The sequence below is a fragment of the Streptomyces sp. NPDC050636 genome, from assembly GCF_040654775.1.
Taxonomy (GTDB): Bacteria; Actinomycetota; Actinomycetes; order Streptomycetales; family Streptomycetaceae; genus Streptomyces.
This window is the reverse complement of sequence record NZ_JBFAIP010000052.1, coordinates 40,535-47,836: the sequence shown is the minus strand read 5'-3', so window position 1 is coordinate 47,836 and position 7,302 is coordinate 40,535. Positions and strand designations below refer to the sequence as shown.

The window sequence follows — 7,302 nt, the reverse complement described above, 5'->3', positions numbered from 1 at the left end:
CCCTCTTCCCTTCGGCCTGGCCCGGCTCCCCCTTAGGCACCACAATGCCGTTGCCCCACCCCCTTGGTGGGCCCCCGGCCCCCCCGGGGGGGGCCGGGCCACAACCATGCTCAGACCGCGTCGGGGAAGTGACACGCCACCTGCCGCGCCGTGCCCGGCGCCGTATTCCGCAGGGAGGGCGCCCCGGCGCGGCAGATCTCCTGGGCCTTGGGGCAGCGCGGGTGGAAGGTGCAGCCGGGCGGAGGCGCGGCCGGGCTGGGTGGGTCCCCGAGCAGGGTGATCCGCTCGCGGGCCCGTTCGGCGGCCGGGTTGGGCAGTGGGACGGCGGAAAGCAGCGCGCGCGTGTAGGGGTGGGCCGGTGCGGCGTAGACCCGTTCCTTCGGGCCGATCTCGACGATCCGGCCCAGGTACATCACGGCGACCCGGTCGCACACCCGCTTGACGACCGACAGGTCGTGGGCGATGAAGAGGTAGGCGAGGCCGAGTTCGCGCTGCAGCCGCTCCATCAGGTTGACGATCTGGGCCTGGACGGAGACGTCGAGGGCGGAGACCGGCTCGTCGGCGACGACCAGTCGGGGGCCCGTGGCCAGCGCGCGGGCGATGCCGATTCGCTGGGCCTGGCCGCCGGAGAACTCATGGGGATAGCGGTCGATGTGTTCGGGGATGAGCCCCACCAGCTCCATCAGCTCGACGGCGCGCTTGCGGGCGTCCGCCGCTGAACTGCCCTGGACGAGCAGCGGGTCGGAGATGATCCGGGCCACCGTCTGGCGGGGGTTGAGCGAGGAGTGTGGGTCCTGGAAGACCATCTGCAAGTCCTGGCGGAGCGGCTTCAGTTCGCGCTGCGACAAATGGCTGATGTCACGCCTGTCGTAGGTGATGGAGCCGGCGGTGGGCTCCAGGAGCCGGACGATGGTGCGGCCGGTGGTGGACTTGCCGCACCCGGATTCTCCGACCAGTCCCAGCGTCTCGCCCGCTGCCACATGGAAGGTGATGCCGTCGACGGCCCGGACCGGGGCGGATCGTCGCCGTCCGGGAAACGTCATCGTCAAGTCCCTTACGGACAACAGGGGTTCGGTGATCTTCATGAGGCCATGCCTTCGTACGCGGGGAAGTGGCAGGCGGCCGGATGGCCGCTCGGGCCGTCGAGGAGGGGGAGTTCCGTCTCGCAGCGGGAGCGCTCCTGGGCGGGGGCGTCGACGATCCGGGGGCAGCGGGGCGCGAACGTGCACCCGGGGGCCGGGGTGAGCAGGGACGGCGGGCTGCCCGGGATCGCCCGCAGCGGTTCGTCGTCACTGTCGTCGAGGCGGGGGAGGGAGTCGAGCAGGGCGCGGGTGTAGGGATGGGCCGGTGTCGCGAACAGAGTGTCCACGTCGGCCTGTTCGGCGGCCCTGCCCCCGTACATCACCAGAACCTCGTGGGCGACGCGGGCTACCACGCCCAGATCGTGCGTGATCATGATGACGGCCAGTCCCCGTTCCTCCTGGAGCCGTGCGATGAGCTCCAGGATCTGCGCCTGGACGGTGACGTCCAGGGCGGTGGTCGGCTCGTCCGCGATGAGCAGCTCGGGTTCGCAGGCCAGGGCCATCGCGATCATCACGCGCTGGCGCATGCCACCGGAGAACTGATGCGGATACTCCCGCGCCCGGCCCCTCGGCTCGGGGATGCCGACCTCGGCCAGCGCTTCCACGGCCCGCTCACGGGCGGCCCTTCGTCTGCTGCCGAAGTGCACGCGGTGGTGTTCGGCTATCTGCTCGCCCACGGTGTAGTACGGATGGAGGCTGGAGAGCGGGTCCTGGAAGATCATCGCCATCCTGCGGCCGCGCAGCCGGTTCAGCTCGCGCTCCGGCAGGTCGGTGAGCTCCCGGCCGCCCAGGGTGATGGAGCCGGTGACCGCGGCGCCGGTGAGCAGCCCCATCACCGCCATGGAGGTCACGGACTTGCCGGAGCCGGACTCGCCGACGATGCCGAGGGTCTCTCCCCGCCGCACCTCGAAGCCGAGGCCGTCCACGGCCCGTACCGGACCGCGCGCGGTGGGGAAGGTGACCGTCAGGTCCCGCACCGAGAGCACGGGTTCGGTTGCGCTCATCAGTACCTCACTCGGGGATCGACGACGGCGTACAGCAGGTCGACGGCCAGATTGGCGACGACGATGAAGGTGGCGGCCAGCAGCGTCACTCCGAGGATCACCGGCTGGTCGCCGCTGGAGAGCGCACCGTAGAAGAGCCGTCCGACGCCGGGGAGCCCGAAGATGGACTCAGTGATCACCGCGCCGGCGAGCAGTCCGCCCAGATCCATGCCGAAGATGGTCAGGATCGGTGTCATACCGGCTCGCAGCCCGTGCTTGACCACGACCGTCCGGCGCGGCAGGCCCTTGGCGCGCGCGGTGCGGATGTACGGTTCCGCCATCGTCTCGATCATCGAACTGCGGCTCTGCCGCGCGTACATCGCCGCGTACAGGATGGCCAGCGCCAGCCAGGGCAGCAGCAGGTTCGACGCCCAGTCGAGCGGGTTGTCGCCGAAGGACACATAACTCGGATAGGGCAGCAGCCCCGCGATCCGGATCACCCCGTAAATCAGCATCACCGAGGTGAAGTAGACCGGCAGCGAAGCGGCGGCCACGGCGCCGACCATGAGCGCGCGGTCGGTGAGGGTGTCCTTGCGCAGGGCCGCGCCGACCCCTGCGGACAGCCCGAGGACGAGCCAGATCACGGCGGCGCCGAAGCCCAGCGAGGCGGAGACCGGGAGACGGTCCATCAGCAGGTCCCAGACGGCCTCGCTGTTCTCGTAGGAGTAGCCCAGGCACGGGAAATCGCAGTACAGCTCGTACTGGCCGGTGCCCATGGTGCGGCCTGTGAAGATGCCGGTGACGAAGTCGGCGAACTGCTGCCACAGCGGCTGGTCGAGACCCATGTGCTCACGGATCGCGGTCAACCGCTCGGTGCTGCACGACTTGCCGCAGGCCGCGGCCGCCGGGTCGGACGGCAGAACGTAGAAGATGGTGAAGGCGATGGCGGCGATGGCGATCAGGACGCCGATCACCCCGAGCATCCGGCGCCCGATGTAAAGAATCATGTGCGGCTTCCCCTCGGGTCCAGGACGTCCCGCAGCGCGTCGCCGAGCAGGGTGAACGCGAGCACGGTGAGGAAGAGGCAGATGCTGGGGATGACGAAGTACATGGGATCGGTGTCGTAGAAGGCGACGCTCTCGGCGATCATCTGGCCCCAGGAGGGGGTGGGCGGGCGGACGCCGACGCCCAGATAGCTCAGGGCCGCCTCGGTGGCGATCATCCCGGGGATGATCAGGGTGGTGTACGCGATGACGGGCCCGGCGACGCCCGGGAGGACGTCGCGGGTGAGGACCCGCCAGGGGCCCGAGCCGCCGACGCGGGCGGCGTCGACGTACTCGCGATGCTTGAGCGAGAGCGTCTGGCCGCGTACCACGCGGGCGATGCCGGGCCAGCCGAAGAGCCCGATCACGGCGATCATCAGCACGATCCGGTTGACGTCCCGGGCCACCGACATCATCGCGATCATGAAGATGAGGGACGGGAAGGACATGGTGAGGTCCATCAGCCGGGAGAGCACCGCGTCGGTGCGGCCGCCGAAGTAGCCGGCCGCGATCCCGGCCGCCGTGCCGGCGACGACGACGATCGCGGTGGCGGCGAAGGCGATGAGCAGCGAGACCTGGGCGCCGTGCACGACCCGGGCGAACAGGTCGCGGCCGGTGACCGGTTCGACCCCGAGCCAGTGGTCGGCGGAGATCCCGCCGAGCGGGCCGATCGGCTGCCCGCCCAGGTAGGGGTCGACGGCGGTCTTGTCGAACTCCTCGGGTGACCAGCCGCCCAGCAGGCTCAGCAGCGGGGCGGCCACCGCCATGATCGCGAAGAGCGCGATCACGACGAGGGAGATCTTCACGGCGGTGCGTCGGCGCAGCTGCTGCCGGGCGAGCTGCCAGGGGCCGCTGCCCGCCGGGGCGCCGGTGGAGGTGGTGGAGGTGGTGGCCATGGTGGGGGTGCTCCTCAGCCCTCGCTCTTGGCGGGGTCCTTGAGGCCGACCGAGGCGTAGTCGAGCTGGCCGCCGAAGGAGGTCTGCCCGTACGCGCCCGCGATGTTGGTCCCCACTACCAGTGGCCAGCGCCGGACCAGGACGGGCACGGCCGGGGCCTTGGCGAGGATCTCGCCGTCCAGCTCCCGCCAGGCCGCGTTCGCCTTCTTGGCGTCGGTCATCGCGGCGATCTCGTCCATCCGCTTCATGGTCGGCTCGTCACGGAAGAGGGAGTGGTTGCCCGAGTTGCCCTTCTCCTTGACATAGCGGCCGTCGAAGACGAAGGGCAGGAAGGTGGAGCCGGACGGGTAGTCGGGACACCAGCCGGTGTACACCATGTCGGTGCGGTTGGCGGTGTCGCCGATCGTGGCGTAGAACGCGGACGGGTCGACCGTCTCGATGGTGACCTTGATACCGGCCTTGGCGAGCGACTGCTGGACCGCCTCGGCCCGCCCCTTGTCACCGTTGGAGACCGTCATCTTGGTGGTGAAGCCGTTCGGCTTGCCGGCCTCCTTCAGCAACTGCTCGGCCTTGTCGGCATCGCCGGTGGCGGGGACCTTCAGGGTGTCGGGCTGCTTGCCGCCGAAGAGGGCGGCGGGCATGTACGCGGTGGACGCGTCATTGAATGCGGGGCCGCCGGAGGAGGTGACCACGACCTCCTTGTCGAGGGCGTACTGCACGGCCTGTCGGACCTTCACGTTGTCGAACGGGGCCCGGCCGGTGTGCATCTGCACCATGTCGGTGCAGTTGGTCGACTCGGCGAGCAGCCGCTCGCGCACCTCGGCTCTGGTCAGGACCTTGGCCGCGCTCTCCGGCCGCAGCGCGTACCACGGGACGGCGGAGGCGTCCGCGCCCTGACTGGCGATCATCCGGTCGTCGATCTGGTTGGGTTTGAGCCCCATCACCATGACCAGCTTGTCCGGGTACGCCTTGCGTATCCCGTCCGTGCCGGGGTCCCAGTGGGGATTGCGGACCAGGATCAGCTTCTTGTTGCGCTGGTACGTCGCGATCTTGTACGGGCCCGACGAGAACGGCCGGTTGTCGTACTGCGGTCCTTTGTCCCTCGCCTTCGGTACCGGGGCGAAGGTGGGCATCACCGTCGCGTTGGGGAACTCGGCGAAGGGCTTGCGCAGTTCGAAGACGATCGTCCTGTCGTCCGGCGTCTTGACGGAGTCCAGGTGTTCGCCCTTGGCGGGGCCCTGGTAGCCCTTGGCGCCCTTGAGGTAGCGGGCCGCGTAGTCGGCGCCGCCGGGCAGGTCCGGGGAGAAGGACCGCTCCACGTTGTACTTGACGTCCTGGGCGGTGACCGGCGTCCCGTCCTCGTACTTGATCCCCCGCTTGAGGTGGAAGGTCCAGGTCTTGGCGCCGTCGGAAGGTGTGCCGAGGTCGGTCGCGAGGTCGGGGACCAGCTCGCCGCCGGCGGTTCCGGGGGCTGCCTTGTACGACACCAGGGTGCGGTAGAGGAGCCGGGTCCCGAAAGCCATGTCGTTCATCACCCAGTTACGGGCGGGATCGAGGTGGGTGAAGTCCTGGTTGGACAGGACGGTGAGAGTGCCGCCCTTGGTGGGCGTCCCGCCAAGCGTTCGGCCGTTGTTGGCCGTTGCGAGGTTCTTGCGGCCGCGGGCGTCGTCCGCCTTCTGACCGCCGGAGCAGCCGGCTGTGCCGAAGGTGAGGGCCGCCACCAGTGCGGCGGCCAGAGCGGTAGAGGTGCGCTTGTCCATGAGTGGTCACTCCGGAAGCAGTCGGGCAGCCAGAGCTGGCTGGAGTGTGACCGGTAACATAGTAATGTGAAATTGCACTGACAAGGTGTCGGTGACTTCGTTACCCACCCGTGCCCGAGGGGGCTGCCATGGACGACTCCATAACCACCGGAATCCGAGCGGCAAGTCATGACCTGCCGGTTTCGGCGGAGCTCGCCGCGTTCCTGTCCGGCCGCTGGGCCGCGACGCCGCTGCCCGGCGACATCCGGCTCCCGGTCGCGGAGCTGACCCCCGCCCGCCGCGCCCGCCTCTCCGCCCGCTTCCCGGGCGAGCGGCTGGTCATTCCCGCGGGCGAGCTCAAGGTCCGCTCCAACGACTGCGACTACCGATTCCGGCCGCACAGCGCCTATGCGTGGCTGACCGGACTCACCGGCGAGGACCAGGCGGGCCATGTGCTGGTCCTGGAGCCGGACGGGCCGCACGGGCATGAGCCGGTGTTGTACGTGCGCCCCCGCTCACCGCGCGACGGCGGCGACGAGTTCTATCGGGATCGCCGGCACGGGGAGTTCTGGGTCGGGCGCCGCCCCGACCTGGCCGAGGCCGAGCGGATGACCGGCATCCGGTGTGCGCACTTGGCTGCGCACCACAAGCTGCCACCAGGCCGCGACGCCTTGACCGATCCCGAACTCACCTCGGTCCTCAGCGAGTTGAGACTGGTGAAGGACGTCTGGGAGGTGGCGCAGCTGCAACTGGCCGTCGATCACACCGTGTCGGGCTTCGAGGACGTGGTGCAGGCGCTGCCGCGGGCGTTTGCCCATCCGCGCGGCGAGCGCTGGATCGAGGGGGTCTTCGGGCTGCGCGCCCGCGCCGAGGGCAACGGCACCGGATACGAGACGATCGCCGCCTCCGGCGCCCATGCATGCGTACTCCACTGGATCCGCAACGACGGCCCCCTGGATCCCGGCCATCTTCTGCTGCTCGACGCGGGAGTGGAGACGGACACGCTCTACACGGCGGACATCACCCGCACACTGCCGCTCTCCGGCCGCTTCTCGTCCGTCCAGCGGCAGGTGTACGAACTCGTCCTCGCCGCGCAGGAAGCGGGCATTGCCGCGCTGAAGCCCGGCGCCCGCTTCCGCGACTTCCATCAGGCGTGCATGCGGGTGATCGCCGAAGGGCTCGCCGACTGGGGCGTACTGAAGAGCGCCGACGGCGACCTCCATCGCCGCTACACCCTGTGCAGCAGCGGCCACATGCTTGGCCTGGACGTCCACGACTGCGCCAAGGCGCGCGCGGCGGCGTATCTCGACGGGGTACTGGAAGAGGGCCAGGTGCTCACGGTCGAGCCCGGTCTCTATCTCCAGCCGGATGACGAGACGCTCCCCGTCGAGCTGCGTGGCATCGGCGTGCGCATCGAGGACGATCTGCTGGTCACGGCGAGCGGCGCACGGCTGCTGTCGGGTGCGCTGCCGCGCACGCCGGACGCGGTCGAGGCGTGGATGGGGGAACTGATCGGCAATTGACCGCAGCCTCTTGGCACGGGCAGTGCAATGTGAAAT

The 7,302-nt window shown here is 69.7% G+C and carries 6 protein-coding genes; 1 reads left to right on the top strand and 5 read right to left on the bottom strand.

The window, feature by feature from the left end:
* Positions 1-110: 110 nt before the first annotated feature.
* The 5 genes from AB0I10_RS28320 to AB0I10_RS28300 are packed head-to-tail and all read right to left on the bottom strand — an operon-like array spanning position 111 to position 5,764.
* Positions 111-1,085: an oligopeptide/dipeptide ABC transporter ATP-binding protein gene (locus tag AB0I10_RS28320; RefSeq protein ID WP_363155475.1), complete on the bottom strand. Its 975-nt coding sequence runs from the start codon at positions 1,083-1,085 to the stop codon at positions 111-113.
* Positions 1,082-2,086, bottom strand: a complete 1,005-nt coding sequence (locus AB0I10_RS28315) for an ABC transporter ATP-binding protein (RefSeq protein WP_363155474.1) — start codon at positions 2,084-2,086, stop codon at positions 1,082-1,084. The genes AB0I10_RS28320 and AB0I10_RS28315 overlap by 4 nt, the downstream gene beginning before the upstream one ends.
* Entirely contained in the window at positions 2,086-3,072 is a 987-nt protein-coding gene (locus tag AB0I10_RS28310) for an ABC transporter permease (RefSeq protein ID WP_363155473.1), read from the bottom strand. The genes AB0I10_RS28315 and AB0I10_RS28310 overlap by 1 nt, the downstream gene beginning before the upstream one ends.
* Complete coding sequence (locus AB0I10_RS28305) at positions 3,069-4,004, bottom strand: ABC transporter permease (RefSeq protein WP_363155471.1); 936 nt, start codon at positions 4,002-4,004, stop codon at positions 3,069-3,071. The genes AB0I10_RS28310 and AB0I10_RS28305 overlap by 4 nt, the downstream gene beginning before the upstream one ends.
* Positions 4,005-4,018: 14 nt before the next feature.
* The gene (locus AB0I10_RS28300; protein WP_363155470.1) at positions 4,019-5,764 is read right to left on the bottom strand and encodes an ABC transporter substrate-binding protein; all 1,746 of its coding nucleotides are present in this window, start codon (positions 5,762-5,764) and stop codon (positions 4,019-4,021) included.
* A gap of 128 nt (positions 5,765-5,892) precedes the next feature.
* Between AB0I10_RS28300 and AB0I10_RS28295 the strand changes: the two genes are divergently transcribed.
* Positions 5,893-7,266, top strand: coding sequence for an aminopeptidase P family protein (locus AB0I10_RS28295; protein ID WP_363155469.1), 1,374 nt, complete (start codon positions 5,893-5,895; stop codon positions 7,264-7,266).
* The last annotated feature ends 36 nt before the right edge of the window (positions 7,267-7,302 follow it).

Bases quoted from the DNA above. Each gene is read 5' to 3' on its own strand.
- AB0I10_RS28320 (WP_363155475.1), bottom strand. From the start codon at position 1,085: ATGAAGATCACCGAACCCCTGTTGTCCGTAAGGGACTTGACGATGACG.
- AB0I10_RS28295 (WP_363155469.1), top strand. From the start codon at position 5,893: ATGGACGACTCCATAACCACCGGAATCCGAGCGGCAAGTCATGACCTG.
- AB0I10_RS28300 (WP_363155470.1), bottom strand. From the start codon at position 5,764: ATGGACAAGCGCACCTCTACCGCTCTGGCCGCCGCACTGGTGGCGGCC.
- AB0I10_RS28310 (WP_363155473.1), bottom strand. From the start codon at position 3,072: ATGATTCTTTACATCGGGCGCCGGATGCTCGGGGTGATCGGCGTCCTG.
- AB0I10_RS28305 (WP_363155471.1), bottom strand. From the start codon at position 4,004: ATGGCCACCACCTCCACCACCTCCACCGGCGCCCCGGCGGGCAGCGGC.
- AB0I10_RS28315 (WP_363155474.1), bottom strand. From the start codon at position 2,086: ATGAGCGCAACCGAACCCGTGCTCTCGGTGCGGGACCTGACGGTCACC.